At 60.0% G+C, this 23,778-nt stretch carries 25 protein-coding genes; 2 read left to right on the top strand and 23 right to left on the bottom strand.

Features of this window, described 5'->3' with window-relative positions; genetic code table 11:
* Positions 1-53 precede the first annotated feature (53 nt).
* The 16 genes from HY29_RS12885 to HY29_RS12810 all read right to left on the bottom strand — a co-directional run bounded on the left by HY29_RS12885 (position 54) and on the right by HY29_RS12810 (position 15,079).
* A complete protein-coding gene (locus HY29_RS12885; RefSeq protein WP_155838319.1) occupies positions 54-488 on the bottom strand; it encodes a hypothetical protein in 435 nt (144 codons plus the stop codon).
* Positions 489-587: 99 nt separating this feature from the next.
* Complete coding sequence (locus HY29_RS12880; protein WP_034797623.1) at positions 588-1,235, bottom strand: hypothetical protein; 648 nt, start codon at positions 1,233-1,235, stop codon at positions 588-590.
* A gap of 305 nt (positions 1,236-1,540) precedes the next feature.
* Entirely contained in the window at positions 1,541-3,463 is a 1,923-nt protein-coding gene (gene ftsH, locus HY29_RS12875; RefSeq protein ID WP_081811389.1) for an ATP-dependent zinc metalloprotease FtsH, read from the bottom strand.
* A gap of 93 nt (positions 3,464-3,556) precedes the next feature.
* Entirely contained in the window at positions 3,557-4,582 is a 1,026-nt protein-coding gene (tilS, locus tag HY29_RS18585; RefSeq protein ID WP_051601492.1) for a tRNA lysidine(34) synthetase TilS, read from the bottom strand.
* 18 nt (positions 4,583-4,600) lie between these two features.
* Entirely contained in the window at positions 4,601-5,602 is a 1,002-nt protein-coding gene (gene ybgF, locus HY29_RS18580; protein WP_051601491.1) for a tol-pal system protein YbgF, read from the bottom strand.
* A gap of 98 nt (positions 5,603-5,700) precedes the next feature.
* Positions 5,701-6,252 (bottom strand): peptidoglycan-associated lipoprotein Pal, encoded by a 552-nt coding sequence (pal, locus tag HY29_RS12860; protein WP_034797621.1) that lies wholly within the window; start codon positions 6,250-6,252, stop codon positions 5,701-5,703.
* Positions 6,253-6,488: 236 nt separating this feature from the next.
* Positions 6,489-7,844 (bottom strand): Tol-Pal system beta propeller repeat protein TolB, encoded by a 1,356-nt coding sequence (gene tolB, locus HY29_RS12855; protein WP_034797620.1) that lies wholly within the window; start codon positions 7,842-7,844, stop codon positions 6,489-6,491.
* 30 nt (positions 7,845-7,874) lie between these two features.
* On the bottom strand, positions 7,875-8,846 hold the full coding sequence (locus HY29_RS12850) for a hypothetical protein (protein ID WP_034797619.1): 972 nt from the start codon (positions 8,844-8,846) through the stop codon (positions 7,875-7,877).
* 16 nt (positions 8,847-8,862) lie between these two features.
* Positions 8,863-9,303, bottom strand: a complete 441-nt coding sequence (locus HY29_RS12845) for an ExbD/TolR family protein (RefSeq protein WP_034797618.1) — start codon at positions 9,301-9,303, stop codon at positions 8,863-8,865.
* 3 nt (positions 9,304-9,306) lie between these two features.
* Positions 9,307-10,020: a protein TolQ gene (tolQ, locus tag HY29_RS12840; protein WP_034797617.1), complete on the bottom strand. Its 714-nt coding sequence runs from the start codon at positions 10,018-10,020 to the stop codon at positions 9,307-9,309.
* Between the two features lie 256 nt (positions 10,021-10,276).
* Complete coding sequence (locus HY29_RS12835; RefSeq protein WP_034797615.1) at positions 10,277-10,738, bottom strand: YbgC/FadM family acyl-CoA thioesterase; 462 nt, start codon at positions 10,736-10,738, stop codon at positions 10,277-10,279.
* A 31-nt stretch (positions 10,739-10,769) separates the two neighbouring features.
* Positions 10,770-11,324: a lipocalin family protein gene (locus tag HY29_RS12830; protein ID WP_034797614.1), complete on the bottom strand. Its 555-nt coding sequence runs from the start codon at positions 11,322-11,324 to the stop codon at positions 10,770-10,772.
* Positions 11,325-11,385: 61 nt separating this feature from the next.
* Positions 11,386-12,387: an alpha/beta fold hydrolase gene (locus HY29_RS12825; RefSeq protein ID WP_206741964.1), complete on the bottom strand. Its 1,002-nt coding sequence runs from the start codon at positions 12,385-12,387 to the stop codon at positions 11,386-11,388.
* Positions 12,388-12,450: 63 nt separating this feature from the next.
* Positions 12,451-13,206, bottom strand: coding sequence for a HesA/MoeB/ThiF family protein (locus tag HY29_RS12820; protein ID WP_034797612.1), 756 nt, complete (start codon positions 13,204-13,206; stop codon positions 12,451-12,453).
* Positions 13,203-13,796, bottom strand: coding sequence for a nicotinate-nucleotide adenylyltransferase (locus tag HY29_RS12815; RefSeq protein WP_034797610.1), 594 nt, complete (start codon positions 13,794-13,796; stop codon positions 13,203-13,205). The genes HY29_RS12820 and HY29_RS12815 overlap by 4 nt, the downstream gene beginning before the upstream one ends.
* Positions 13,793-15,079 carry a glutamate-5-semialdehyde dehydrogenase gene (locus HY29_RS12810; RefSeq protein ID WP_034797602.1) on the bottom strand — a complete coding sequence of 429 codons (1,287 nt, stop codon included), beginning with the start codon at positions 15,077-15,079 and terminating at the stop codon, positions 13,793-13,795. Before HY29_RS12810 ends, HY29_RS12815 begins: the two co-directional genes overlap by 4 nt.
* Positions 15,080-15,293: 214 nt before the next feature.
* Here HY29_RS12810 and HY29_RS12805 point away from each other — a divergent pair, with 214 nt between their 5' ends.
* Positions 15,294-16,865 (top strand): long-chain-fatty-acid--CoA ligase, encoded by a 1,572-nt coding sequence (locus tag HY29_RS12805; RefSeq protein WP_034797600.1) that lies wholly within the window; start codon positions 15,294-15,296, stop codon positions 16,863-16,865.
* Positions 16,866-16,919: 54 nt separating this feature from the next.
* Here HY29_RS12805 and HY29_RS12800 read toward each other — a convergent pair whose 3' ends face one another.
* From HY29_RS12800 to HY29_RS12775, 6 genes are all read right to left on the bottom strand, one after another.
* Positions 16,920-17,189, bottom strand: a complete 270-nt coding sequence (locus HY29_RS12800) for a hypothetical protein (protein ID WP_034797629.1) — start codon at positions 17,187-17,189, stop codon at positions 16,920-16,922.
* Between the two features lie 370 nt (positions 17,190-17,559).
* A complete protein-coding gene (locus HY29_RS12795) occupies positions 17,560-18,081 on the bottom strand; it encodes a CarD family transcriptional regulator (RefSeq protein ID WP_034797599.1) in 522 nt (173 codons plus the stop codon).
* A 247-nt stretch (positions 18,082-18,328) separates the two neighbouring features.
* Positions 18,329-18,670, bottom strand: coding sequence for a ferredoxin FdxA (gene fdxA / locus HY29_RS12790; RefSeq protein ID WP_034797596.1), 342 nt, complete (start codon positions 18,668-18,670; stop codon positions 18,329-18,331).
* Positions 18,671-18,756: 86 nt separating this feature from the next.
* Positions 18,757-19,203, bottom strand: a complete 447-nt coding sequence (locus HY29_RS12785; protein WP_051601490.1) for a tellurite resistance TerB family protein — start codon at positions 19,201-19,203, stop codon at positions 18,757-18,759.
* Positions 19,200-19,487 (bottom strand): RNA-binding S4 domain-containing protein, encoded by a 288-nt coding sequence (locus HY29_RS12780; protein WP_034797594.1) that lies wholly within the window; start codon positions 19,485-19,487, stop codon positions 19,200-19,202. Before HY29_RS12780 ends, HY29_RS12785 begins: the two co-directional genes overlap by 4 nt.
* A complete protein-coding gene (locus tag HY29_RS12775; RefSeq protein WP_034797592.1) occupies positions 19,484-22,237 on the bottom strand; it encodes a helicase-related protein in 2,754 nt (917 codons plus the stop codon). Before HY29_RS12775 ends, HY29_RS12780 begins: the two co-directional genes overlap by 4 nt.
* Positions 22,238-22,373: 136 nt before the next feature.
* Here HY29_RS12775 and HY29_RS12770 point away from each other — a divergent pair, with 136 nt between their 5' ends.
* A complete protein-coding gene (locus tag HY29_RS12770) occupies positions 22,374-22,820 on the top strand; it encodes a hypothetical protein (protein WP_034797591.1) in 447 nt (148 codons plus the stop codon).
* Positions 22,821-22,829: 9 nt separating this feature from the next.
* Here the strand turns inward: HY29_RS12770 and HY29_RS12765 are convergent, their stop codons facing one another.
* Complete coding sequence (locus HY29_RS12765; RefSeq protein ID WP_241765204.1) at positions 22,830-23,633, bottom strand: UDP-2,3-diacylglucosamine diphosphatase; 804 nt, start codon at positions 23,631-23,633, stop codon at positions 22,830-22,832.
* Positions 23,634-23,778: the final 145 nt, after the last annotated feature.

Here is a 23,778-nt window from a genome sequence, read left to right as displayed (position 1 = left end):
TCCGGGCATGCGGGTGGTGGGTATCGCTCCGTTCAAACCGCCCTACTTTGCACTTACTCCACTTCAGCTTGATTCCCGAACAAACAATATTCGATCAGCTCATAATAGCTGCCCCATCGTGGCGCCAATTTCCCCTCATTCAAAGACTGGAACTCCGACCAGGCTGCATCATAGACGCACCCGTCTCGCCTGGACCATATGATTCCGCCCTCACCCTCAAAGCTGGTCAGGGGAACAAAATCGGGTGAGAGGCCAAGCTCCTGCCCCCATTCCCACATCAGAACGAAATCCGACTCACCTGGTGGACGCAACTCAATATATACATCAGCGGCAGGGAGAACCATGCTAGGGTTCCAAATCAGACAGAACTCCATCAATTCCGAATCCGATGGAATTCCTATAGCATCGAAATTTGCGACGATCTTTTTTCTGCGGTCGTCAAATACACGATAATGCCACTCGGGATGGTCGACGATCTGCTGCTCCATGCTCTTAGTGATTCTCTCGGGTATCATTCTTTGTCATCCCTGCTAGCAAGCGTTGGGTGGGTATCGCTCCGCTCACCCCACCCTACTTCACTGTCCTGCCTACATATTTGGCGGGTGTGCAATCGCCTCTTCCAAGAGCGCTTTCCCACGTCCGGCCCCAACGGCACTTGCCAGATCACGACCAAAGATGCGCATCGCCTCTTCCCACTCTGGAATCGGCGCAAGTGTCGGGGAAGAGCAATGCTGCATCCGTTCATAGTAACCGAGTGCTTCCGCATCGCGTCCTACCCATGCCGACAGGATCGCCAGCATCGCCATGTTGTTGGTGGAATCCCGCATGGTAGCGGCTTCCGCCTCGCACAATGTCAGAACGTCGATAATCTCCAGAGGTTTATGAATATCCGGGCGGAATTGCTGCGCCATTGCGGCAAGCGTATCCGCGAACTTGCGCTCATGCCAACGGTGCTCGACCTCTCGGTGCTTCACATCAAGAATTTTAGGCAACATCCGAATATGCGCCTCCGGCAACACTAACGCGCTTATTCCATGCGTAGGCCGATAATATGCTCGCATATCCTGAAACCAGATCATCTGCTGTATCGGACCTGATGTCCTGACAAAGGCAAGTCCGCCATGCGCTAACACCCAATCGGGAAAGCGAGCCGCATAATCCGCGACAATCGCCTTGAAACGCGCCTTTGTCATTGGTGCATCGCGCTGCTTAAATTTAGCGGACTTGTCGGTCATGGCTTTACTTCCGATACTGGAACGTTGTTACCGTTTGAAATGCCATACATTACAATCCCAAAGTCATGATTGGAAATAAGAACGACCTCAGCAAGCGTAGGGTGGGTTGAGGCGGAGCCGATACCCACCGGCTTGTGCCGCCATCCTAAAACATGTTTGTGGGGCGCGCAGCATGCGTACCGCATGACTTGCGATGATCATACTGGACTATGGCGGATTATAGCGGACCGGGGCGCCAGGCCGCCTTAAAGAAAAGCCCGCCGGAGCGCGATCCGGCGGGCTTTGTCCTTGATCTGTTATCCGGATCAGGCCGGATTTGGTTCCGGATCGCCCAGGCCGCCATCGCCCTTCGGCTTGCGGCGTTTGCCGATGACCGGCACGGCAGAGCCCGGCGAGGAATCATCATCGCCAAAGTCCGGACGCTCAGGCGGATTGCCCTTCAGCAGCTCATTGATCTCATGTCCGCTCAATGTTTCGTATTCAAGAAGGCCGGTCGCAATCGCTTCCCAGTCCTTGCGGTATTCGGTCATGATGTGACGGGCATCTTCCATGCCGGTCTGGATCAGTTTGCGAACTTCTTCCTCAATCTTGCGGGAGGTCTCTTCCGAGACATGAGAGGATTGCATCAGCTGCTGACCCAGGAACACATCGCCCTGATCATCACCATAATCGACCGGGCCGACCGCCTCGGCAAAGCCCCAGCGCGTTACCATGGCGCGCGCCAGACGCGTTGCCTGCTGGATATCTGAGGCTGCACCAGCGGTGACATTGTCGTCGCCGAATTTCAGCTCTTCCGCGACACGGCCGCCCATCATGATGGCCAGACGAGAGGTCATCTCGATCTTCGACATCGACATCTTGTCGTCTTCAGGCAGCTGCATCACCATGCCCAGCGCGCGGCCGCGCGGAATGATGGTTGCCTTGTGCACCGGATCGGCCACCGGCACTTTCAGCGCCACGATTGCGTGGCCAGCCTCGTGCCAGGCGGTCAGTTCCTTTTCCTTTTCGGACATGACCATTGAGCGCTTCTCAGGGCCCATCAGCACCTTGTCCTTGGCGTCCTCGAATTCCTGCATGGCCACAACCCGTTTGCCGCGACGGGCCGCAAGCAGCGCCGCCTCGTTCACCAGATTGGCAAGGTCTGCACCAGAGAAGCCGGGTGTACCACGCGCAATCACCTTGGCGTCGACATCCTTGGCCAGCGGCACATTGCGCATGTGAACGCGAAGGATCTTTTCGCGGCCGATGATATCCGGATTGCCGACCGTAACCTGACGGTCGAAGCGGCCGGGACGCAGCAGTGCCGGGTCCAGAACGTCCGGACGGTTGGTCGCCGCCATGATGATGATGCCTTCATTGGCCTCAAAGCCGTCCATCTCGACCAGCAATTGGTTCAGCGTCTGCTCGCGCTCATCATTGCCGCCGCCGAGACCAGCCCCGCGGGAGCGGCCCACAGCGTCGATCTCGTCGATGAAGATGATGCAGGGTGCACTGCGCTTGGCCTGCTCGAACATGTCACGCACGCGGCTTGCGCCGACGCCGACAAACATCTCGACAAAGTCAGACCCGGAAATCGTGAAGAAGGGCACGCCAGCTTCGCCAGCCACAGCGCGCGCCAGCAGCGTCTTACCCGTACCGGGAGGGCCCACCAGAAGCGCGCCTTTCGGGATCTTGCCGCCCAGGCGCTGGAATTTGGACGGGTCCTGCAGGAACTCGACGATTTCTTCCAGCTCTTCCTTCGCTTCATCCACACCGGCCACATCGTCAAAGGTGACGCGGCCATGCTTCTCGGTCAGCAGACGCGCCCGGCTTTTGCCGAAGCTCATCGCGCCGCGCCCGCCACCAGACTGCATCTGGCGCATCATGAAGAAGACAAAGCCGACAATCAGGATGATCGGCAGAATGGAGAAGATCAGAGACGCAAAGCCGTTCTGCCCGCTATCGGCATCCACGGTGAAGGGCACATTATGCTCTTCCAGATAGTCCTGTGTGCGGGTGTCAAAGACACGGAGTTCACTTTGTAGCGTGCGGCCATCGGTTGTCTGAACGACGATGCGCTCATTTCCCAATGTCGCATCGGTCACAGAGCCATTCATGATCAGCTCGTTGATCTCGGACAACTGGGCCTTTTTCGCACCGGCCGACTGGGAATTACCGCCCATGGCAACTGCCATGCCGATGACAAGCAGGGCAATGGCGCCCCAAATAGCCAGGTTCCTGACGTTCATATCGCGTCTCGCTTCAGGTTCGGATGTTTCCATAATAACATAGGGGGCTTGTTACAGGAAAACGACTCCTTTGCTCTGAATATAGCTGTTTTGTCACGTCTGACCGCAGTAGAGCGCCATAATCGCCGCCAAACGGGCCTCCGCCCGGGCAAAATCAGCCTCTGGCCCGGTCACAGCAGGCTCCGCAGACAGCCGGATCTGCCCTTTCTTGCGATAGATCAAGGCGCCGCCCAGGGTGGCACCCTCAAAGCGATCCTCGCTGATCAGGCGAGAGACAAGCGGCTGGACACCGTCGCGGCGCGGCGGCACCTCCCGCCCGGCAATAATCTGAATCAACAGGCTCATAAGGCGCTCGGCCCGTTCCTGCGGCAGGCCGTCCAGCGAGATCTCAAACCGGCCAGTGTCAGCGTCAGTGATAACTTTCTGCTCAATCCACCGGCCCATGGCCCGCTCTTCCAACCGTCTCAGCTGCTGCAGCCTTGCCTGGGTGGCAAGAATGCGCCGCTTCAATCGCGGGCGGCTGGCCAGCAGGCTGCGCATGCGCACGCGCTCATAAACCGGATTGGTGTTTGACGGGTCATCCACCCAGCCATGCCCTGCCTCCACCAGAACCTGCCGCAAGGCGTCGCGACTTAGCCCGAGCACGGGCCGCGCCAGCAAAATGCCCTGCCCTTCCGGCCAGACCGGAGAGAGCGAGACCGGCTGCATACCGGCCAGCCCATACCAGGTGGACCCCTGACGCGCACGCATCAGGAAGGTCTCACATTGATCGTCTTCGGTGTGGCCGAGCAGCAAATGCGTGCCACCGCGCGCCTTCAATTCCTTTGCCATCAGGGCATGACGTGCCCGGCGGGCGGCTGCCTGTTTGCCGGCAGGCGTATCCCAGACAAGTGTTTGATGAGGAATCTGCAGCCGATCGCATAGCGCCGCAACGCCTGCTGCTTCCTCCGCCGCTTCAGGACGCAGGCGGTGGTCGACCGTAAAGGCGATCAGTTGCCGGTCATTTGCCATGGCCCAATCCTGCGCCAACAGCAGAAGCGCGAGAGAGTCCCCTCCCCCTGACACCGCAACGCCAACCGGCCCTGTGGCAGAGCCGCAGAGCCGGTCAAAAGCGTTCATCGAACCCGTCTGAGTGATCTAGTTGCTGCAACCGGATTTGGTCCGCTCAACAGCGGCCAGATCACGTGTGACGCCAGAGGCGTTCGGATAGCGCTTCGGCAACGTATCCAGCGCCAGGCAAGCCTTGTCCTTGTCGCCAATCAGGCGCATCGCGCGGGCCAGCTTGACCAGGGCATCCGGCGCGCGAGGGTCTTCCGGATAAGAGCGGATCATCGTTGTGTAGGCAGCGCCGCTATCGGCATAAGCCTTCTGCTGGTAGAGCGCCTCACCCAGCCAGTAATGGGCTTCACCAGCCTGCGGATCATCGCCAAACTTGTCGAGGAAGGCGCGGAACGCCTCTTCAGCGCCTGCATAGTCAAACTGGATCAGCTTGGATTTCGCCAGGGCGAACAGCGGGCCTGCTTCGCCCGGCAGTGCACTGGCTGGCAGGGTGCCGAGGCTGCCCTCAGGCAGATTATCCTGGCTGGTCATATCCCCGGCTATTTGGCCGGGCGTGAGGCGTTTCGGCCCAGTCGTCTCGGCAGGGCCGCCGTCAGAGGTCAGCGGGCGCAGATCAGTCGATGCGCCCGTCTCCGCGCGGGCCGACAGCCCGTCAGGTGAAGATGACGCGGAGGCCTCGCCAAATGCTCCAGACATCATGTCAGTCTCCGGCATGATGCCGGCGGAGGAGAGATAGGTCTGCAGGGAGGAAAGCGTACGCGACTGCTGGTCCAGCTGAGCGCGCATCTCGTCCAGTTCATCCACGAGGGTTTCATTGTCGCGCTGCAGGTTTGCGTTCTCTTCGCGTGCCTGCTGCAGCTGGAATTCCAGCGTCTCGACGCGCCCTGTCAGCTGCATGACATCGCCTGTCAGGCCGTTCACCTCGACGCGAACCTGCGCGCTCTGCTGGCGGGCCTGGGCAACCTGATTTGCGAGATCCGAACTGGTAACACCTTGCGTGATAGGCGCGCTGCGCTGTGCCATGGCGGGACTTGCAAGAAGACAGAAACCAGCCAGGACGAGTGCGGGAGCTTTGAACATGAAAGAAGGCCTCCGGGAATTAGGGGCGAACATACAAAAACAGCCGGGGCCAAAATAAGGCACCCGGCTGCATAGTGTAAGGTATTCGCGGCAGAAACCTAGCTGGTTGTGCCGGAAACAAGCTGCGTGAAGCCGTTACGGTTCAGAGCCCATGCCTGCTCATCAGAGCCAGCAGCGATCGGACGCTCTTTCCCGTAGGAAATCGTGTCGATGCGGGACGGGTTAACGCCCAGGCTGACCAGATAGTCCTTCACGATGGACGCGCGACGCTCGCCCAGTGCGAGGTTGTATTCGCGTGTGCCGCGCTCATCGCAGTTACCTGCAACGAGAATACGCACGGCCGGATAGGATTCGAGCCAAGCAGCCTGACGCTTCAGGATTTCCTGATCGTCAGTGTCGAGGCGGTAGCCGTTGAGGTCAAAGTATACGCGCTCACCAACGTTTACGCGGAAATCTTCGAGCGAACCCGCAGCCGGACCTGTAGGTGCGACCGGCTCGGCCTCCACAGGCTCAGTCACGGTTGGCGTGTTGTCCACGACTTCCACGACTTCCTGCTCTTCGACCTGTTCGACAGGCTCAGGCTGGGACGCACATGCGCCAACCGCGAGCACAACCGCTGCTGCGGCAGTAAATTTAAGAGTGGTTTTCATTGCTAATCAGACTCCCCTGGATGTCCTGAGTGCTATTTGACGCCTTACGGCTCGCGTTTGTCAACGTTGTGCCGGATGTAGCGGTTATCTGTCTCCATATTCTGACAGAATTCGGGCAACAATCGGGCGGAAACACAGCTGCCGACCCAATTGATATCTATTTTCACCATATGTCTCTTAATAGCAACGCCCCCGGACGAAAATCCAGGGGCGAAACCTATGAAATTATTATAAAATTACTCCAGAAGCGGCGACCAGGCAGGGTCAGATGCGTCCGTCTGGGTCGGAACACGGCGCTCATTGCGACCGGAAAGGTCCACAGACCAGAGCTGTGGTCCCGCGCCGGGGCGGCTTTCGCGGAAGTAGATGATGACGCGGCCGTTCGGAGACCAGTCCGGACCCTCGTCCAGATAGGCTTCGGTCAGCAGGCGTTCGCCCTTGCCGTCAATCCCGATGACGCCGATGTAGAATCGGCCGCCGAGTTGCTTGGTAAAGGCCACCAGATCGCCGCGCGGGCTCCAGACCGGCGTGGAGTACTGGCCCTTGTTGAAGGTGATACGGCAGGCCACATCGCGGCCGCCTGAAGGGCAGGTGCGCGGGCTGCCATCAGTATTCATGATATAGAGCTGCGGGCTGCCGCCACGGTCTGACGTGAACACAATGGCGCGGCCGTCCGGAGACATGGAGGGCGAGGTATCAATTGCCGGATGATCTGTCAGGCGGCGAGACTGGCGCGTGCGCAGATTCATCAGGTAGATTTCAGAGTTGCCACCCTGCGCCTGTGTCATCAGCACGCTTTGACCATCGCGGGAAAAGCGCGGCGCAAATGTCATGCCCGGGAAGTTGCCGAGCAGTTCCTGGCGGCCCGTCTCGATATTGAAGAGGTAGACACGCGGGCGGCCCCCTTCATAAGACATGTAGGTGATTTCCTGGGCAGACGGGCTGAAGCGCGGGGTCAGCACAGTATTTGTGCCCGGCGTCAGATATTGCTGGTTGGCACCATCGGAATCCATGATGGCGAGGCGCTTGACCCGCTCCGTCTTCGGGCCGGTTTCAGCGATATAAACGATGCGCGTATCGAAATACGGGTCTTCCCCGGTCAGGCGGGTGTAAATGGAGTCGGCAATCTTGTGCGCAATGCGGCGCCAATTGTCCGGCGTCGTGGTCAGGCGGCGGCCCGGCTGGCCATTAATGCGCATCACTTCCCCGCCATAAACATCCCACAGGCGGAAGGAGACGGCGATCTTGCCATCGGGAAGCTCTTCATACGCACCAACAACCAGGCCTTCGGTCTGGATGATGCGCCAGTCAGGGAAGCGCGGCTGAACGTCGATCGACAGATCCTTCTGGATGAAGGAGGCCGGGTTCTGGATATCGAACAGGCCGGTCGATTCCAGATCGGCGCGAACCACATCCGCGATATCCTGCGCCATTTCGGCATTCTCGCCGCGGACTTCGAAGTCCGGAATGGCCAGCGGCGTGGGTTTGAAGTTGCCTTCATCGACCCGCACTTGCAGCTGTGCTGCGGCAGGCATGGCCAAGCTTAGCGGCATCAGAACCGCCAGCATCAGCATTGTCAGAATACGGGTCATTATCAAACTCTCCCTGGAGTACTCATTCGGTTATTTGAGTGGCCCGATCGTGACCACAATATCTTTCCACTCGTCATAATCATCTGCTGGTAGCTGATAGTTTGCGCATTGGCGCACAGCCGTCAGGGCCCGCTGAACCACAACGCCCCTGCGGCCAACCGGTACCGACCGTGGTGACACCAGGCGCGCGTCTCCGTCAAGGGAGCCGTCAACATTCAGTTTCACGCGAATGACGACATTAATTTGGTCATCCTTGGGCAGATCATCGACACCGTTCCAGCAATAGCCGACCTGGCGACGCATCGCGGCCTGCAGTGAGGCCGTGTTGCCGCGGCGCTCCCCTGCCCCCTTGCGGGGCTCCTGCACATCCTTCAGCACAGGCTTGTTGATCGGCGGCGGTGCCTCTTCGCGCGCGATCTTGCGCTGGTCCTGCGCCTTGTCTTTCAGGATGTCTTCAAAGTCATTCAGGAAATCGAGCTCGTCCTCTTCCGCTTTCGGCTTCTGCTTTTCGATCAGCTTCGGCTTGTCTTTCGGCTTTGGCGGCTCTTCCTTCTTGGGTTCCGGCTCCGGCTCTTCTTCAGGCTCGGCTTCCGGATCCTCGACGACGACTTCCTCTTCCTGAGGTTCGCTTTCGCGCGTCTCATTGACTTCGTCAGGCTGCTCTTCCGGCGGCTCGTCGACGATCTCGGCGTCTTCTTCGACGGGATCGGGCTGTTCTTCCGGCTCGGTCTCTTCGGGTTCTTCCTCCGGCGGCACATCTGCCTTGCGGACCGGGGCAATGTCCGTCACCAGACCAATATCGACGATATCGATCGGCACATCGATCGCGCTCGCACATTGCGGCAGGCGCATCAGGATATCGACCTGCGACAGGCCGGGCTCCTCGCGCTCCAGGCGTTCAATCTGCCTGTCGCAATCGCTCTTGCGCTGCGGCCAGGTCAGCACCGCAGCTGCAATCACGGTGGCGTGCAGCACAGTCGAGATGGTGAAGCCGCGAAGCATTTGGGGCGGGTCGCTCCTACTTCTTCTGTTCAGTCACAAAGGATACGCGCGTATAGCCGGCTGCCCGGATCTCTGCAGTCACATCCATGATGCGGCCATAGGGCGTGTTCTCGTCCCCGCGCAGATAGATCGGCTGATCATAGCCTTCGCCGATGATCGCCTGCAGCTGCGGACCGAGCGAGGACAGGTTCTCAATCTTCGTCGTCTGAATGAAGACATCGCCATTTTCGCGAATGGAGATGGCCAGCGGATCATCCTGCGGGTTTGTCTGCAGCGGTCCGGAACTGGTCTTCGGCAAGTTCACTTCCTCACCGCGCACCAGAAGCGGCGCGGTGATCATGAATACGATCAGCAAGACCAGCATGACGTCCACAAAGGGCGTCACGTTGATTTCGGCATTCAGCGCACGCCGACCGCGGCGTCCGCCCTTGCCTCCTGAGCCAAGGATCAGACCCATCGCCTAGTCCCTCGCGCTATCGGATGCCCGGCGCGACAGGCGGACGAGGACATCCTGGGAGAATGCGTCCAGCTGGTCGCCCAGCTTGGTCAGGTCGCCGGTGAATTTGTTGTAGAAAATGACAGCTGGAATAGCGGCCACCAGGCCCATACCGGTCGCAAACAGCGCCTCGGCAATCGGACCTGCCACGGTGCCGAGGCTGGTATCCTGTTGTTCCGCAATGTTGAGGAAGGCATTCATGATGCCCCACACCGTACCGAACAGACCGATAAAGGGAGAGGCAGAGCCAATCGTCGCCAGAATGCCGAGGCCGTTGCCAGCCTTGCCCAATTCGCGGTCAACCGTCGCGCGCATGGAGCGCTCTGCGCGGCCAACAATCGCGTTGGCCTCTTCCGGGGTTGCGGTGATGCGCCGTGCATCAGACCATTCGCGCGCCGCAGAGGCAAACACGCGGCTGGCCGCATCATTGCCACCTGCGCCGGGGCGCATGTCGAAATCTTCCGTGCGGCCACTCCAGAATGCTTCCTCGAATTGTTTGGCCTTGCGGCGCAGACTTCCCAGAGAGAACAGCTTTTCGCCAATCACCATCCATGACCAGACAGAGGCCAGGAGGAGAAACAAGAGAACAAGCTTAACAATGGGGTCAGCCGCCATTATCAGGCTGATCAGCGAGAAATCTGTGTGACTCGCGGCGGTGCCAATCGCTTCTGATTCCATTAGGGCTAACGCTCCTTATTACGGGTCATGGGTGAGCAACCGTATCCCGCCCGGGACCGGCCCCCCTTAATCAACGTCAAATCCGGCAGAAACGGGGCAGAATCGCCAGTTTCCGCAGCTTGGTTAACCGTTAGGCGCGTTTTGTTAACGAATCGTGGCCAAAACGCCGGAAAGCCCAATAAATGCTCCAGATTGATGGGAAAAAGGCGCTGTCCGGGTCATCTAGCCCAGCCGCCGGGCGCGTCAGAGCCAAATGTCAGGCCTCAGGCGCTATCCAACGATACGCTTCCAGCTGCTTTACCAGCTCCCGGATCGGTCGGCGCGGGCGGCCATCAGCATGGATCATCACCGCGGTGATCTCGCCCTCGGCAATTACCTCCTCCCCGCGAAAACACGTCTGCGAGAAGCGAATACGCGGCCCTTCCGTGCCGATATAGCGCGTCCGGATATGCAGCAGATCATCCACCCGCGCGGCCTTCCTGTAGTCCACCTCGACACGGGTCAGCGTGAAGGCTGCCGGGTCCTCGCGCTCCAGAAGGGATTGATGTGAAATGCCCGCATCGCGCAGATGGTCTGACCGGCCACGCTCGAAAAAGCGCAGATAATTGGCGTGGTAGACCATGCCGGTGAAGTCTGTGTCTTCATAATACACTCGCACGGAAATCCAGTGCTGGCGCTCGGCGTCGAAATTGCGGTCATCAAGATCAGGCAGGTTCATGATCTTTGCGTATCAGAGGCCGCAAATTCCGTCATCCCTCTTCCGGCTGAACCGTCATTTCGAGCGGCGCGGTGTCATATCCCAGATCTTTCGCGCGCGTCTTCAAGGCATCGAGCGTGCTGATATCCAGTTGCGGCTCGCGCGCCAAAATCCAGAGATATTTGCCATCCGGGCTGCCAACGAGGACAGCAGAATAGTCGTCTTCCAGCGCGAGGATCCAGTAATCCCCTTCAGCAAAGGGCACCCAGGCTGGCGCAAACTTCACCTTCAGCTTGCTGTTATTAGAGCCTTCAACGACGCGTGCGCGGCCATTGGCGACGTCTTTCTTGCCATCCAGGGAATTCTTGAAACACGTATTGGTGACCGCGATGGTCCCGTCATCATTCAGCGCATATTCTGCCGTCACACCGGTACAATTGCGCTCAAAGCCATTTGGATAGCGGGAGATTTCATACCAGAGCCCGGCATAACGCTGCAGATCAACCGATGAGACGGTCGGCGGCGGCGTGGTGTCTTCCCGGTAATCCGGCTGGCTTGTGCAGGCTGCCAGCAAGGCTGCGGCGATGGCGGTGAGGGCAATGCGCATCAGAATGTCTCCTTCACGGCATTTACGCACGAGGTATCTCGCCGGTTTCCCGGCTGCGACATTATTCGCCTTCCGTGGGCGCCGCCTCGGCCGGTTCAGGGGCAGCATAGATGCCAGACAAGAACGCCTTCAGATCGTCAGCTGAAGCTTCGCTGATTTCTTCTTGCGGGATGTGGCCGACATTCGGGTACAGTTTGAGCTGTGCGCCCGGAATGGCATCGGCGAATTTGCGACCATGCGCGGCCGGTATGATATTGTCAGCTTCGCCCTGCATCACCAGCGTCGGCACATCGATCCGTGCCAGCGTCTCTTTTGTGGCAGGCACGCGCTTGGTCGCCCCGCTCATCAGCTTCAGCAGCGCCTCACGATGGCAAGGCGCGCGGGACAGGGCAGAGTAACGCTCCACCATCTGGTCATCGACCAGCGTCGGGTCCGCGAAGCCCTTCTCCAAACCCGAGCGGATCAGCGCCGACAGGTCGAGATCCTTCATCAGCTTGCGCGCGGCACCATTGCGCAGCAATTTGAAGATCAGGGGGTCGCTATCGCCTTCGCCCTTTTCATCCGGCCAGCCCGCCGCATCGACCAGAACCAGCCCATCCAGCTTTTCAGGATATTCCAGCGCATAGGCCCAGGCCGTTTGCCCGCCCATGGAGCTGCCCACCAAGGTGAAATTGCGCACATCCACCGTCGTCACAACCCGGTCCACCGTATCGACGAATTGCTCGATGCCGATGGCATCATTGTCGACACAGCGCGACAGGCCATGGCCCGGCAGGTCCAGGCTGATCACCCGGTAATCCCGGCGCAGGCGTTTGACCCAGTCATCCCATGTCTGCATCGACGCCGCATAGCCATGCACCAGCACGATCACCGGCGCATCGCGCGGGCCAATGTCGCGGAAATGAATCTGCGTTTCCCCGCCCGACTTCAGATAGCGGCTATCATTGTAAGAGTAGACGGATTCCAGTGTATTGTAGGAAATATCCGGCCGTTTCAGCATGTAAAATCCGGCCGTCAGAATGACCCCAAGCGTCAGAAGAACGACAAGAAATCGTCTGAACACGTCGCGAATCTCCCCTGTATGCAAATCTACGTCACGGCACTAAGCCTGCGCCGGGGGGACAAGTCAAATGGCTGGCAGCTGATTACAGATTGGACAGGCCGCATCACGTCTAATGCTGATTGTCCGGGGGGTTGCAGACAGGCCATCCAGAAGAAGAAGCCGCCCGATGAGAGGGCTCCCCGCGCCGGTTATCAGCTTGATCACTTCCAGCGCCATCGCCGTCGACACCATGCCGGTAACAGGCCCCACCACGCCCACCTCGTCACAGGCTTCGGCGTCCGGCGGCGTTTCCGGCACCCAGCATTTATAGCAGGGCGCGTCCGCCGTACGGCCGGAGGCAAACACGCTCACCTGGCCATTCCACCCGGCCGCTGCGCCATGCACCATGTAGCGCGCGCTGGCATGCGCCACCTTGTTCAGCGCATAGCGCGTCGCAAAATTGTCTGTGGCATCGACCAGAATTTTCCCGTGCAGCGCATCGCTTTCCGCCCAGCGTTTGCGCCGGGGCTCAACTGCCGTAGACGGATGGTCTCGCATCAGATGCGCGGCTAGAATATCGGCCTTGTACTTGCCTAGATCCCCTTCCCCGAACTGAACCTGACGCTGGAGATTGGACCGTTCGACGTGGTCATCATCCCAGATTTCCAGCTTACCGATACCGGCGGCCGCCAGGAACATGGCACACGGCCCGCCCAGCGCCCCGGCCCCGACAAGGGAGACTGTCGCTGCGCGCAGCTTCTGCACACCGGGGCCGCCAATCTCCTTCAGCATGATGTGGCGCTTGTGGCGCGCCAGGTCTTCCGGGCTGAGCGGCGTCATGCGCGCCCCTCCCGGATCGCCGTGGAAGAGGCCGGATCATGCGGCGCATTGAGGTAAACCCAGGCAGGTGGGGTGCGCCCCGGCAGGGTCGGTGCAGCCGCTTCTGGAATGCGGCTGGCCGCAAAGCGCCGCGCAAAGGGGGAATTACGCGCGCCCGGCCCGACACCCGGCCGTGCAATAATGGCAATCGGCATCAGCTGTGCAATCTTCTGCCACTGCCCCCACAGATGGAAGCCGACCATATTGTCTGCGCCCATCAGCCAGACAAAGTCTGCCTGCGGAGCAGCGCCTACAATGGTCGAAAGGGTTTCATATGTATAGGTCAGCCCTAGCTGGGGCTCAATATCGCTGACAATCATGCGCGGGTCATGCGCCATCGCTTCAGCCGAGGCAAAGCGCTTGTCAAAATCTCCATGCCCGGTCTTCAGCGGATTGCCGCGCGCGACGATCCACCAGACCCAGTCCAGCTGCAGCCGCTTCATCGCGGTTGAGGCCACATGGTAATGTCCGGAATGGGCCGGGTGAAAGCTGCCGCCAAACAGACCGATGCGCAGCCCCTGTGTCGGCCCCGGCAGGATCAGTCTGCTCAAGGACGAACCTGTCCCGATCCACGCACGACATATTTGTATGTCGTCAGCTGCTCTGCGCCGACCGGGCCGCGCGCATGAATGCGCCCGGTCGCGATGCCAATCTCTGCGCCCATGCCGAACTCGCCGCCATCGGCAAATTGCGTGGAGGCATTGTGCAGGAGAATGGCGCTGTCGACCGTCGCAAAGAATTTCTCCGCTGCCGCATCGTCTTCCGTGATTATGCATTCGGTATGGCCCGAGGACCATGTGCCGATATGGTCCAGCGCCGCGTCGAGATCATCCACGACAGCCACCGCCAGGATCGGCGCCAGGTACTCCGTTGACCAATCAGCCTCAACGGCTTCTTTCATGTCCGGCACAATCTTGCGGGCCCGCGCATCGCCGCGCAGTTCACAGCCCGCTTCGGTCAGCGCAGACGCAATGCTGGGCAGCATGCTGTCTGCAACCGCCTCATCCACCAGCAAGGTCTCGGCAGAGCCGCACACACCGGTGCGGCGCATCTTGGCGTTGACGACGATAGAGACGGCCTTGTCCAGATCGGCATCCTTGTCGACGATGACATGGCAGAGGCCTTCAAGATGGCCAATCACGGGCACGCGGGCATCGCGCTGTACACGCTCGACCAGGCTGCGCCCGCCGCGTGGTACAATCACATCAACATTGCCTTCCAGCCCGGCCAGCATGTGGCCCACGGCGGCGCGGTCGGTTGTCATGACCAGCTGCACGGCATGCTCCGGCAGGCCTTCTTTCATCAGCGCGCCTTGCATGGCGGCAATAATCGCGCGGGAGGAATTCGTGCTCTCGGATCCGCAACGCAGGATCGCCGCATTGCCGGACCGCAGGCACAGCGCGCCTGCATCAGCCGTCACATTCGGACGGCTTTCATAGATGATACCAATCACCCCCAGCGGGACGGCCACGCGCGTCATCTCCAGCCCGTTTGGGCGTTCCCAGCGTGCCAGTTCGCGCCCGATCGGGTCGCCCAGCTCGGCCACGGTCTCGACGCTGGCAGCAATACCTTCCAGCCGTTCCGGAGTCAGGGCCAGCCGGTCCAGCATGGCCGCATCCAGCCCCTTCTCCCTTGCGGCGTCCATATCCTGGGCATTGGCCTCCAGGATTGTGGAGGCTGCCTCGCGGATAGCGGCGGCAACCGCCTTCAGGCCGCGTGTACGGTCTTCAGGGGTCTTGCGCCCCAGGGCGCGGGAGGCGGCACGGGCGCGGCGGCCCATTTCCAGCATGGTTTCAGCAAGGTCGGCGTCTGGCGGTGTGGTTTGTACAGTCATGTCATGGGATGTGGCCGATTACCGGCAAGACTTCAAGCCAATGGCTTGCCCCTCAGCCATTAAGGCATAAGTTTCCTCCTGAAAAACCACGGATAAATCTACAAAGATCGCCCCCACAAAGCGTCAACTTGTTTGACTGGTATGCGGCTTTCGACGAATTATGCGGGTCATATAAAGCAATGCAAAAAGCAGCTGACCATCATCGGAGGAAAACATGATCGACGTGGAGGCAATGCCCCATATAGCCGACATTCCCAGAGTTCAGGCGCAAATCCGCCCGGACAGCGAGGCCTACTGGTTTGAAGGGGAAACCACCACTTTTGCCGAGTTGGAAACGCGCTCCAATCAGGTGGCCAACGGCCTGATCGCGCTCGGCGCCTCCCCTGATGACCGCATCGGCTATCTGGCGAAGAATACCGCCGCCTATTACGAAATGCTATTCGGCGCGGCCAAGGCGCGCACTGTGATGACCGCTGTGAACACCCGCCTCGCCGCGCCGGAAGTTCAGTTCATCGTGTCAGACGCCAATGTGAAGATCCTGTTTGTCGGCCAAGATTTCTACGACATTATCGACAAGATCCGGGCAGACCTGCCGGATGTTCAGCACATCATCGCGATTGATGACGCCCATGGTGACTGGCCAGCCTACAATGCCTGGCGCGACAGTCAGGATGACACTCCACCCGGTCTTGAAACATTGGGCACGGATGATGTCATCCAGCTCTACACGTCCGGCACGACGGGCCTGCCTAAAGGCGTACAGCTGACCAATAGCAACTATCACGCCGTGTTTGAGCAGGCCGGACTATTGGAATGGGCAAGTTATGGCGTCGGCGAAGCCGTAATGAATGCCATGCCACTCTTCCATGTGGCCGGCGTGAATATCGGCATCCTCACCGCCGCGCAGGGGGCCAAGGCCGTCGTGCTGCGCGAGATTGATCCGCAGCTGATCCTGAAGCTGATCCCGGAACACAAGATCGCCCATGCCTTCTGGGTGCCTGCGGTGATCCTGATGCTGACGCAGATGCCGAATGTGCGGCAGATCGACTGGTCCAGCATGAAGCAGGTTTTCTATGGCGCCTCCCCCATTGCCGAGAGCCTGCTGCTGGAGGCCAAGGAGATCATGGATGCGCGCTTCACACAGCTTTACGGCCTGACCGAAACGGCGGGCTGTGCCACCTATCTACCGCCGGAAGCGCATGACCCGTCATGGGGCAAGCTGCGCTCCTGCGGCGTGCCCTACCCCTCCACCATCGTGCGTTGCCTGGACGCGAACGGAGACCCTGTGCCCCAGGGCGAGGTTGGCGAGATCGCCATCAAGTCCCCTTTCGTGATGAAAGGATACTGGAACCGGGAAGACGCGACGCGCGATGCCATCAATGAAGACGGCTTCTTCAGGACCGGCGATGCGGGCTATTTCGACGAGGACGGATTTCTCTACATCCATGACCGGGTCAAGGACATGATCGTCTCCGGCGGGGAGAACGTCTATCCGGCAGAAGTGGAGAATGCGATCTTCGGCCATCCGGGCGTTGCGGATGTCGCCGTCATCGGTGTGCCGGATGAAAAATGGGGCGAGGCCGTCAAGGCGCTGATCGTGCCCAAGCCTGGCGAAACGCCAACGGCTGACAGTATCCTCGCCTATGCGCGCGAGCGGATTGCCGGATACAAATGTCCGAAATCCATTGAATTCCTGGAAGGTCTGCCGCGCAATCCATCAGGAAAGATCCTGCGCAAGGATCTGCGCGAGCCTTACTGGAAAGACCAGGACCGCCGTATCCGCTAGGCAGGAAAAGCATTCAGGCCAACGCCCCGTCCCGGGCGTCTGGCCTGAAAGCGCTTAGTGGGCCAGCTTCAGCCAGTCGCGAGCAGCAGACAGCGCCACCTTGACTTCATCCGTGCTCAGCATGTCGGCCATTTCCTGGCGTTGCAGCTTGGCATCTTCATGGCCCTTGGCAGCCGCCAGGTTGAACCATTTGTGCGCGGCGATCAGATCAATGTCTGACTCCAGACCTGCGGCACAGGCGAGACCCGCCTGATAGAATTCATTGGCGTCTGCATCACGATCCAGCAGGCCGCCGGGTTTGATCTCAATATCCGAGAAGGGCATCTTGTTTCTCCTGTCACCCTGCCCCGCCGCCGGAAATTTCTCCGTGTCAGCGAAAGCATCCATCTGCCACCGGAACATCCGGCAACGGAGAAAGACTGCACTCCGGACTTTGCGGTATGGTTAACAGGACCTGCCAGAAAGCCCGGCTTCGTAAAGGCGAGCGCGCGATCTGTTTACTTTAGGGCCTCAACGGTGATGCAGGCCTCTCCGGTCCGGAATTTCCGCGGACGCGGGGCTTAAGATGGCAGAGGCATATGGCAGCTTGTTTCCCGACCGAAATCGGCACGCCACGGCAAGGTGGTGCCAAAGAAAAACCCCGGACCGCGTGAGCGATCCGGGGTTCTGCATGATGCGCGTTCAGGCTTTCGCCTTATGCTGCAACCTTCTTTTTCGCCAGGGATTTGGCGAGTTTTTCCATGGCGTCACCCTTGTCGATGTTTTCGACAGCGGCGAGTTCGCGGGCCATACGGTCCAGCGCGCTCTCATAGAGCTGACGCTCGGAATAGGATTGTTCCGGCTGGTCTTCGCCGCGGTGAAGGTCGCGAACGACTTCAGCGATGGAGATCAGGTCACCGGAATTGATCTTGGCTTCGTATTCCTGTGCGCGGCGCGACCACATGGTGCGCTTGATGCGGGCGCGGCCGCCCAGTGTCTTCAGGGCGTCATCGACCAGTTTGGAGCCAGCCAGGGCGCGCATGCCGGACGCTTCAGCGCGGTTTGTCGGAACCCGCAGGATCATTTTGTCCTGGTCGAAGGATACTACATAGACTTCCAGGTCCATCCCGGCCACAGTCTGCTTCTCGACGCTCGTGATCTTGCCCACCCCGTGTGCAGGGTAAACGACGCTTTGACCCACCTCAAACGCCAGTTCCGCAGATGCTTTTTTAGCCATGTTAGGTATCGCCCTTTTCTACGCAATAATGAGCCGATAAAGATCGTCCCAGTCCGGCCAATATGACGGCTGAGGTGATGATTTCGGCTCTTGTCAGTTATTACTCAAGTCTGAAGACTAGCATAAATGTGCAGGTTTTTCAACACATACGGCCAAATCTTGACGAGGTGTAAAGTTAACCTCGCATGGCTTTTCGGTAAGGTATGTTGAGAAGTGCAGCAAATACAGGGCGTCCGGAGACGGACGATCAGTCGCCAGAACCCGGCTGAGCACTGAAATATTTCTCCAGTTTACCCGTTTCCTGCGCAAATTTTTCCCGATCTTCAGGCGGTTCCTTCATTCGGGTGATGTTTGGCCAGGTCTTCGCATACTCACTGTTCAGCTTCAGCCATTTGCCGTCCGGATCGTCCTCGGTATCCGGTTTGATCGCCTCAACCGGGCATTCCGGTTCGCAAACGCCGCAGTCGATGCACTCATCCGGATGGATGACGAGCATGTTTTCGCCTTCATAGAAGCAATCGACCGGGCAAACCTCGACGCAATCCATGTATTTGCAGCGAATACAGGCGTCGACGACAATATAAGTCATGAGTAGAGGGGCCTTCTGAGATATTGTGCAGGGGCGAAATGGCGCGCGGAAGGCCCCATGTCAATGAGACCTTCTGACAGCACTGTTCAGGATTGGTCGGGTATTCGGGCTTCTGCGGCCTGACGGGCCTGTGCGCGCATGATGTCATCGACATAGAGCAGCGAAGCGACATGGCGGATATAGGCGTCTTCAATGTCGCTTTTCTCACCGTCGGCCAGCGCCACGCGGTAAAGGCCCTCAACAATGGAAACGCGCTCTTCAATCGGCAGCTTCTTCACGTGTTTGGTGAATTGGTGGGAGCCGACCGCCTCTTCGGCCAGGGCCTCGCCCTCGGCCAGAACGGCATCGGCCTTGTCGGCGTCGAACTGGAACGCTTCCAGCAGGATCTCCGCGATGACATCGCTTTCCATGTTCACATAGACGCCATCCGACAGGGCCGCCTCAACCAGCAGCGCCGCAGCCGCCACCTGGGGGTCCATCGGCATTTCTGCCGGGGTTTTGGCGCGAAACAGGTTTTTCAGCGCATTCATCATCGGTCAGCCTCCAGCGTCCTGTACAGCGCTGCCGCCTCTTCCGGCGGTCCGCGCCGCTCTCCAAGGTCCAGCACCTCTATGGTCGTGATATGCGCCCCTCTCGCCAGAGTGACAATATCCCCCGCACAGATTGCGGTTCCTGGCTTGTCTACACGCCGTGTCTGACCATTCCGTGAAAGCCGGATGCCAGATTTTCGGACATGCGCGCCCGAAAGGGTCCGCGTCTTGAAAAAGCGCGCGCGCCACAACCACACATCAATGCGCAGCGTGGGCGGCTCGATCATTGGAAGGGTTTGTACACGAACCCAGACTCAGACGCAGCCGCCTTAGGCGCCCCGCCATCCTGGCCGTCTCTTGGCTTCTTCTTTTTCTTCCTGGGCTTGGACGGAGCAGATTTCTTTTCCGGCAACAGCACGGCCAGCGCCGCAAATGGGCTGTCCGGGTCTGCCTGTTTGGAGGCGCCGCCGCGATTGCCGCCCTGATGACGTCCGCCCTGGGGCTTGCCCCCGCGCGGGCCTTTCGGGCCACGACCACCCTGCGACCTGCCAGCTTCAGGCTTTTCACCGCCGCGCTGGCCGCCCTGACGGGGACCGCGCGCTGCGCCCCCCTCTTCCGGACGGGCCCGCGACGCATAGCGCCACAGCGTTACCGCGCCGGTTTCCTTGTCCTTCTCCGCCGGGGCCAGGCCAAAACCTTTCAGCACAGCCGGCCAGTCATCGGCCGGACATGACACGACAGAGGCCAGGTCGATCTCGATGGCGAAGGCATTCTTGCCAGCTTCCTTGCGGCGCTTGGAAATTTCCCAGCCAAGCCGCTCGGCCAGGTCTGCGCGCACGGCCCGCTTGCCAAAGCGCAGATAGCCATTGGCCGCCAGCGCCTCTTCCGGCCAGGTGCCGTCCAGCGCGAAGGATCCGGCGCCTTCCGGGGCCAGCGGGAAGGGCTGGCCCGCCTCCACCGCGCGCAGGATGGCGATCATGCGCTGCGCAGCAGGCTTCTGGGCGTCCGGCACATGCGCGGCAACCCGGCCTGCGCGAATGCCAATGCCTTTGAGGGCTTCGCGCTGTTCGGCGCTGAGACGCAGATTGGGATCATCCTGGCGCAAATCCACCGCCGCGCCGCTTTCCAGCACGCGGAACGCAATCCCGCGCGCCAGGCCTTCCAACGCCTCGCCGGATTTCTCGTTCGCCAGCTTCGCATGGGTCGGCAGGACACGCGCAATCTCTGCCATCGCCCAGGCTTCCAGCCTCTGGCGGGCAGGCTCGCGCTCATTCGGGTCCACTTCCACGGCGCCGGCAATCTCCACGCGCGGTGTCATCCAGGCCGATCCCTTCACCAGACGGGCGACCGGCGAGTTGATGTATTCGATCTCGCCTTCATCATTCAGACGGAAGGCATCATCCGGCGCAGCCACGATCAGCGACAGGCGTTCCAGGATCAGCGGGCGCACAGCGGTCTGCGCGGCGTTGCGCACGGCCTTGCCTTCAAGCGTACGGGCGTCGAGCACGGGCTCAAAAATCAGGCCTTTCAGGCGTCCGACCACATGGCCTTCCACACGGACATCACCTTCCGGGGTCAATTCGGTCACGAGAGCGTCTTCCTTCTTCAGACTTGCCAGCAGGGCCGTTGTTCGCCGGTCTACAAACCGGGCTGTTAGCGCTTCGTGTAGCGCGTCTGACAGGGAGTCTTCAATCTCCCGCGTCCGATCCTGCCACTTTTCAGGGTTCTCCAGCCAGTCGGGCCGGTGTGCGGCATAGGTCCACGTGCGGATATTGGCAAGTCGTTGCTGCAATTTCGCAATATCGCCCTGGATGGAGGAGAGGTCATCCAGCCGCCGTTCCAGCCCCTTGTCAGACAGGCGCGCATCCGGATCGGCCAGCGTTTCCGCCAGCCCCAGCACCAGCCGCGCATGGCCTTCCGGCCCCGCCTTGCGGAAATCCGGCAACCGCGCCAGATCCCACAACCGGCGCACCTTGCGCGTGCCCGCCACATGCGGCCCGATGGCTTCGTCCTCGCTCATCCGGCGCAGCACCCATTCATCCAGCGCATGCGGATTATGGATCAGCGCCGCATGGCCGGACGGTTTTTCAAGGCTGCGGATCAACAGGCGCAGGCTGGAGAAATCGAGATCGGAATTGCGCCATTGGATGTGATCCACCGGGTCAAAGCGGTGCGCCTCGATTGCGCGCCACATATCCTCATCCATCGGCGGACAGGTCGCCGTCTCGCCAAATTCCCCATCGGTGCGAAAGCGCCCGGCCCGGCCGGCAATCTGCGCGCACTCGGCCGACGTCAGCAGACGGTGACGGCGCCCATCAAATTTTGACCGCGAGGCAAACACCACCCGGTCGACATCCAGGTTGAGGCCCATGCCGATGGCATCCGTCGCGACGATGTAATCCACCTCGCCCAATTGATACATCGCCACCTGCGCGTTGCGCGTGCGCGGGCTCAGCGCGCCCATCACGATAGCGGCGCCACCTTTCTGCCTGCGGAGCAGTTCGCCAATGGCGTAGACCTCATCCGCACTGAAGGCGACAATCGCTGTCCGCTTGGGCAGTTTGGTGATCTTGGCATGGCCGGTATAGCGCAACTCTGAAAAGCGCTCACGCGGCTCGGTCTCGACATTCAACTCCAGCCGCCGCAGCAGGGACCGCATCGTGTCACTGCCCAGCAGCAGCGTCTCATGCGTACCGCGCAGATGCAGGATGCGGTCGGTGAACACGTGCCCGCGGTCTTCATCCTCGGCCAGCTGGATCTCGTCGATGGCGACAAAGTCCACGCGCTTTTCAACGGGCATCGATTCCACGGTGCAGACCCAGTAACGCGCCGTGGGCGGAACAATCCGCTCCTCCCCCGTCACCAGCGCCACATGGGCGGCGCCCTTGCGCTCCACCACGCGGTCATACACTTCGCGCGCCAGCAGGCGCAGCGGCAGGCCGATCATGCCCGTGCCATAGCCCGTCATCCGCTCAATGGCGTAATGCGTCTTGCCGGTATTGGTGGGGCCCAGAATGGCCTTCAGGACAGAACTCATGCCGTTGCGTGGCGGGGTATGCGGCGGAAGTCAAGCGGCCGTAACGGCAGCAGCGATCCAATGTCCGTTGATTATGAGATTGACATGCAACCTCAAATAAAAGACTTCTCCTTCGCGTAGAGTGACGGGGAACATCATGTCAGCCATTGAACGCCATATGCCCGTGCTTGCGCGCGGATCTGGCCGCTGGACGGGGCAAACCCGCGTGATTTCCCCAGAGGGCAAGCCGCTGGACAGCTACACGGTCGACACAGTGACCCGCTTCCCGACAGATGGTAGCGCAGACTATTCTGCGCACGTCATCCACACTTGGCCGCACGGCAAGCAGCGCGACATCGTCATTCTGGCCGACTACCGTGGCAACCAGCTGGAATGGCGCACGCCCGCAACAGGCCAGATGCGCGAAATCGACGATACAGCGGTCTATGTCACCTTCTCCCTGGCGCATGATCCCAGCGTCAAGGTTCGCGGCCTGATAAACATCTCGCCAGACGGCACACAGCGCACACGTACCTGGCACTGGTTCAAGGATGAAGAACTCTTCCGCCTCAGCCTCGCCTGGGAAGTCAGGGCGAAGACCTAGGCGCAGCGCTTACGCCACTACGCGCATCTTCGCGGCTTCGGCCACCGGCTCCGGTGCTTTCACGTCGTGCGGCTGGAAGTGCAGCAATTCCCAGCGACCGTCATGATGCTCCACCAGCGCGGTGCAGCTTTCCACCCAGTCGCCATCATTCATATAGGTGATGCCGTCAATCTCGCGCATCTCGGCGACATGGATGTGGCCACAGATCGCGCCGTCAAAATCCTTCCGGCGGCAATAGTCTGCCACATGGCCCTCAAAATTGTGGATATGGTTCAGCGCGCGTTTCGTGCGCTTTTTCAGCGCCTGCGAGAGAGACCAATAGGGCATGCCCATGCGGCGGCGCACGGCGTTCAGCTTTGTATTGGCCCACAGCAGGAAATTATAGGCATGGTCGCCCAGATGCATGATCCATTTACGGTCGGCCCGCATCATGCCGTCAAACATGTCGCCATGCACAACCAGATAGCGCTTGCCGTCTTCGCCCTCATGGGTCGCGCGGTTCTTCACCTTGATGTCGCCAAAGGCCAGCCGGAACTGCAGGAAAGCGCGCAGGAACTCATCATGATTGCCGATGATGTAGGTTACGTCCGTGCCGCGCTTGGCAGCCGTCAGGATACGGCGGACGACATTGGTGTGGGCCTGTGGCCAGTACCATTTCTTACGCAGCCGCCAGCCATCAATGATGTCGCCAACCAGATAGAGCTTCTCCGATGTGTGCGTCTTCATGAAGGCGCACAGCGCATCGGCTTGGCAGCCGGCACTGCCGAGATGCACGTCGGAAATGAAAATGGCGCGGTAATGAGGACGGGTCATGCCTGACGCCATAATCCAGTTCGGTATGAGTTTTATGACAGCATACCCCACAAATTTCGTCACAAAACTGAAACAAAAACAGGGGTCTGACTTTTATTTATCCGACACCCCTCTGTGCCGGGATATACTACGCCCCATGGATCAG

It is taken from the genome of Hyphomonas beringensis, from assembly GCF_000682755.1.
Classification (GTDB): Bacteria; Pseudomonadota; Alphaproteobacteria; order Caulobacterales; family Hyphomonadaceae; genus Hyphomonas; species Hyphomonas beringensis.
The sequence above is the reverse complement of the archived record's forward strand: the minus strand, read 5'-3'. Positions and strand labels throughout refer to the sequence as shown.

Excerpts from the sequence above, each read along its gene's own strand:
- HY29_RS12885 (WP_155838319.1), bottom strand. The coding sequence starts at position 488 with ATGGAGCAGCAGATCGTCGACCATCCCGAGTGGCATTATCGTGTATTT.
- HY29_RS12880 (WP_034797623.1), bottom strand. The coding sequence starts at position 1,235 with ATGACCGACAAGTCCGCTAAATTTAAGCAGCGCGATGCACCAATGACA.
- ftsH (WP_081811389.1), bottom strand. The coding sequence starts at position 3,463 with ATGAACGTCAGGAACCTGGCTATTTGGGGCGCCATTGCCCTGCTTGTC.
- tilS (WP_051601492.1), bottom strand. The coding sequence starts at position 4,582 with ATGAACGCTTTTGACCGGCTCTGCGGCTCTGCCACAGGGCCGGTTGGC.
- ybgF (WP_051601491.1), bottom strand. The coding sequence starts at position 5,602 with ATGTTCAAAGCTCCCGCACTCGTCCTGGCTGGTTTCTGTCTTCTTGCA.
- pal (WP_034797621.1), bottom strand. The coding sequence starts at position 6,252 with ATGAAAACCACTCTTAAATTTACTGCCGCAGCAGCGGTTGTGCTCGCG.
- tolB (WP_034797620.1), bottom strand. The coding sequence starts at position 7,844 with ATGACCCGTATTCTGACAATGCTGATGCTGGCGGTTCTGATGCCGCTA.
- HY29_RS12850 (WP_034797619.1), bottom strand. The coding sequence starts at position 8,846 with ATGCTTCGCGGCTTCACCATCTCGACTGTGCTGCACGCCACCGTGATT.
- HY29_RS12845 (WP_034797618.1), bottom strand. The coding sequence starts at position 9,303 with ATGGGTCTGATCCTTGGCTCAGGAGGCAAGGGCGGACGCCGCGGTCGG.
- tolQ (WP_034797617.1), bottom strand. The coding sequence starts at position 10,020 with ATGGAATCAGAAGCGATTGGCACCGCCGCGAGTCACACAGATTTCTCG.
- HY29_RS12835 (WP_034797615.1), bottom strand. The coding sequence starts at position 10,738 with ATGAACCTGCCTGATCTTGATGACCGCAATTTCGACGCCGAGCGCCAG.
- HY29_RS12830 (WP_034797614.1), bottom strand. The coding sequence starts at position 11,324 with ATGCGCATTGCCCTCACCGCCATCGCCGCAGCCTTGCTGGCAGCCTGC.
- HY29_RS12820 (WP_034797612.1), bottom strand. The coding sequence starts at position 13,206 with ATGACGCCGCTCAGCCCGGAAGACCTGGCGCGCCACAAGCGCCACATC.
- HY29_RS12810 (WP_034797602.1), bottom strand. The coding sequence starts at position 15,079 with ATGACTGTACAAACCACACCGCCAGACGCCGACCTTGCTGAAACCATG.
- HY29_RS12805 (WP_034797600.1), top strand. The coding sequence starts at position 15,294 with ATGATCGACGTGGAGGCAATGCCCCATATAGCCGACATTCCCAGAGTT.
- HY29_RS12800 (WP_034797629.1), bottom strand. The coding sequence starts at position 17,189 with ATGCCCTTCTCGGATATTGAGATCAAACCCGGCGGCCTGCTGGATCGT.
- HY29_RS12795 (WP_034797599.1), bottom strand. The coding sequence starts at position 18,081 with ATGGCTAAAAAAGCATCTGCGGAACTGGCGTTTGAGGTGGGTCAAAGC.
- fdxA (WP_034797596.1), bottom strand. The coding sequence starts at position 18,670 with ATGACTTATATTGTCGTCGACGCCTGTATTCGCTGCAAATACATGGAT.
- HY29_RS12785 (WP_051601490.1), bottom strand. The coding sequence starts at position 19,203 with ATGATGAATGCGCTGAAAAACCTGTTTCGCGCCAAAACCCCGGCAGAA.
- HY29_RS12780 (WP_034797594.1), bottom strand. The coding sequence starts at position 19,487 with ATGATCGAGCCGCCCACGCTGCGCATTGATGTGTGGTTGTGGCGCGCG.
- HY29_RS12775 (WP_034797592.1), bottom strand. The coding sequence starts at position 22,237 with ATGAGTTCTGTCCTGAAGGCCATTCTGGGCCCCACCAATACCGGCAAG.
- HY29_RS12770 (WP_034797591.1), top strand. The coding sequence starts at position 22,374 with ATGTCAGCCATTGAACGCCATATGCCCGTGCTTGCGCGCGGATCTGGC.
- HY29_RS12765 (WP_241765204.1), bottom strand. The coding sequence starts at position 23,633 with ATGACCCGTCCTCATTACCGCGCCATTTTCATTTCCGACGTGCATCTC.